The sequence below is a fragment of the Oscillatoria sp. HE19RPO genome (assembly GCF_024220515.1).
GTDB lineage: Bacteria > Cyanobacteriota > Cyanobacteriia > Cyanobacteriales > Laspinemataceae > Laspinema.
The window spans coordinates 1-3,473 of the sequence record NZ_JAMXOT010000466.1 but is presented as its reverse complement, the minus strand read 5'-3'; the positions used below and the strand labels follow the sequence as shown (position 1 = coordinate 3,473).

2 protein-coding genes are annotated in these 3,473 nt (G+C 49.3%); both read left to right on the top strand.

Annotation, left to right across the window (positions count from 1 at the left end):
* Positions 1 to 644: 644 nt before the first annotated feature.
* Positions 645 to 890, top strand: a complete 246-nt coding sequence (gene psaC, locus NG833_RS29635; protein ID WP_007355303.1) for a photosystem I iron-sulfur center protein PsaC — start codon at positions 645 to 647, stop codon at positions 888 to 890.
* Positions 891 to 1,226: 336 nt separating this feature from the next.
* On the top strand, positions 1,227 to 3,134 hold the full coding sequence (gene glmS / locus NG833_RS29630; RefSeq protein ID WP_254568854.1) for a glutamine--fructose-6-phosphate transaminase (isomerizing): 1,908 nt from the start codon (positions 1,227 to 1,229) through the stop codon (positions 3,132 to 3,134).
* The last annotated feature ends 339 nt before the right edge of the window (positions 3,135 to 3,473 follow it).

The window sequence follows — 3,473 nt, the reverse complement described above, 5'->3', positions numbered from 1 at the left end:
CAAATAAATCATCCTTGCTTTGATGCGATCGCACCTAACAAGGCTCTTTTAGCCCGCGCAGGCGGGCTTTGTCCGTGTAGCCCCAGGCTTGAGCCTGCGGGTTTTTTGAAGGTTTTATTTTTTGGAGTTCCCTAAGAGAACGACTGAAGTCGTTACTACGAACTCAGATAAGAGAACGACTGAAGTCGTTACTACGAACTCAGATAAGAGAACGACTGAAGTCGTTACTACGAACTAAGACAAGAGAACGACTGAAGTCGTTACTACGAACTAAGACAAGAGAACGACTGAAGTCGTTACTACGAACTCAGATAAGAGAACGACTGAAGTCGTTACTACGAACGGGGGAATGGATTGAGGGGCCTTGAAGGCAGGGTTCTGGGAACTTGTAAAGATTTATTACAAAATGATGAACTTAAGCGGGCTGGAAACCGCTTAAGCCCGATCGCCACCCTTCCCCTCTAGTAAAAGGACCGGGCAATATATTACGATCTTTTAAGTTCTCGCTCCTTTTCTGAGAGGAGTAGGTAGGACTACGATAAACTAAGCCAAGATTTCGACAGCTTTAACCGTTACTCTAGCGGTTAAAGCGGCTATTACCAGATCCAAAAATTTGTTGAGAACACGTTGGGAGCTTATAATCCATGTCTCATGCCGTAAAAATCTATGACACCTGCATTGGTTGCACACAATGCGTTCGGGCTTGTCCCTTAGACGTTCTGGAGATGGTCCCCTGGGATGGCTGTAAAGCTGGTCAGATTGCCTCTTCTCCCCGGACTGAAGACTGTGTAGGTTGCAAGCGTTGCGAAACTGCCTGTCCGACAGACTTTTTGAGCATCCGAGTCTATCTCGGCGCTGAAACGACTCGCAGTATGGGTCTGGCTTACTAGAGATAAATGATTTGAAGGCACTTTGGGTTCAAGAGTGCTTTTAAAACATTTAGAGTTTAAATAGAAAGAGGGAGCCTTGGGCCCCTCTTTTTTCGCGTGGCTGTGTTTCCGGCGAGGGGAACTCATTTCCGGAATCAGAGACTAGGCAGGGGAAGAGACTATCAACTTGCTGTAGGGATTATTTGCATCCCCGATCGCACTGTCGATTTCTGCTCATACCGGGCGATCGCCACTTGAGACGTTAGGAAACTATAAAGGGATGCAATTATAGCAGAAACAGCACGGAAAAACTAAAATTCTATCCATTGCACCGTATCGAGAGGAGTTAACGGATAAATGTGCGGAATTGTTGGCTATATTGGCACTCAAGCGGCGAACGAAGTTTTACTCGCCGGATTGGAAAAACTAGAATATCGCGGTTATGACTCAGCAGGGGTGGCCACGATTTGGGACGGAAAACTCAACTGTGTCCGCGCAAAAGGCAAACTCCACAACCTACGAGAAAAAATCCAAGGCATCGACAATCCCGCGCAAATCGGCATCGGACATACCCGTTGGGCGACTCACGGTAAACCGGAGGAATACAACGCCCATCCCCACATGGACACCCACGGCAAGGTGGCGGTGGTCCAAAATGGGATTATTGAAAATTATCGGGAGTTGCGCGAGGAACTCAAGGGTAGAGGTCATGAATTTCGGTCCGATACGGATACGGAGGTCATTCCTCATTTAATTGCGGAGTTTATGATGGAACCGATGGTGGATGCACCAGGGTTTATGCCGTTAATCTCGCAGTTTTTTGAGGCGGTACGCAAGGCGGTGAATAAGTTAGAAGGGGCATTTGCGATCGCCGTGATTTGTGCTGACTACCCCGATGAACTGATTGTGGCCCGACAGCAGGCCCCTTTAGTGGTGGGATTTGGACAGGGGGAATTTTTCTGTGCCTCGGATACTCCGGCGATCGTGCCCTATACCCGGGCGGTTTTGTCCTTGGAAAATGAAGAAATGGCGCGGTTGACACCGTTAGGGGTGGAGGTTTATAACTTTGCAGGCGATCGGCTCAAAAAAACTCCCCGAGTCCTCAACCTCAACCCGGTCCTGGTGGAAAAACAAGGATTCCGCCACTTCATGCATAAGGAGATTTACGAACAACCGGCAGTGGTCCGCACCTGTTTGGAAGCCTATTTTAACCGGGAGTGGCAACCGGGAGATAATCAAGTTGCGCCGATTAATTTGGGAATTAATCTGGAACTGTACAAGGATTTGCAACAGATTGAAATCCTCGCTTGTGGGACCAGTTGGCACGCGGGGTTAGTTGGGAAATACTTGCTAGAACAGTTGGCGGGAATTCCCACCTCGGTCAACTATGCCTCAGAATATCGCTATGCACCGGCCCCCTTGCGCCCCTACACCCTGGCAGTCGGCATCAGTCAGTCGGGAGAAACGGCGGATACTCTGGCGGCCCTAGCAATGGAAAACCAGCGCCGGACTGGACTTTCTGCTGCCTATCAAGCGCGCTTGTTGGGGATTACCAATCGTCCCGAGTCTTCCTTGGGGAATCTGGTAGCGGACATTATTAATACCCATGCCGGAATTGAAATTGGGGTGGCGGCAACGAAGACCTTTGTGGCGCAGTTGATGGCATTTTATAGTTTAGCCTTAGACTTGGCCTATCAACGCAAAACCCTCCCAGAAGCGCGCATCGAGGAAATTATCCAAGGATTGCGCCAACTTCCGGCACAAATTGAACAGGTGCTGAGTTCTCAAGAGGGTAGTATTGAGGAGTTGGCCCATGAATTTGCCGAGACTCAGGATTTTATCTTTTTAGGACGAGGGATTAATTTCCCGATCGCCTTAGAGGGGGCGTTAAAACTCAAGGAAATCAGCTATATCCATGCGGAAGGATATCCGGCAGGAGAGATGAAACATGGACCGATCGCCCTGTTGGATGCGAAAGTCCCTGTAGTGGCGATCGCCATGCCGGGAACCGTCTACGAGAAAGTGATTTCCAACGCCCAAGAAGCAAAAGCGCGGGATGCCCGACTGATTGGGGTCACGCCGCAAAATGGGTTTGATGCAGCGGAGATTTTTAACGATGTCTTACAAGTCCCCGTTGTAGATGAGTTGCTCTCACCTATTTTAGCCGTCATCCCGTTACAGTTACTCGCCTATCACATTGCAGCCCGACGCGGTTTAGATGTGGATCAACCCCGTAACTTGGCGAAGTCAGTGACGGTGGAGTAAATAGGAGTGAGTTTTAAGTGAGAGAAAGCAGCCTTTTCCGAGGCTGCTTTTTTCTGGCAAAGACCCGCAGCGTCAAGGGGCTATACGGACGAAGCGGTGCCTGCGCGGGCTGAAGAGTACAATAGTTTCTAACCCTTGAAATTGGACCAGAAACCAGGTTCATCAACTCATCTCCTGCGGATTCCCAACATCGACAAACCCCATTTCCAATCTCCCTGTAGCCGCGATTCGAGAATCGCCAGTAAAACAAAAAACCAGGTTAATCACCCCATCTAATCCCACTTCCCAACATCGAAAAACCCATTTCCAATCTCCCTGTAGCCGCGATTCGAGAATCGC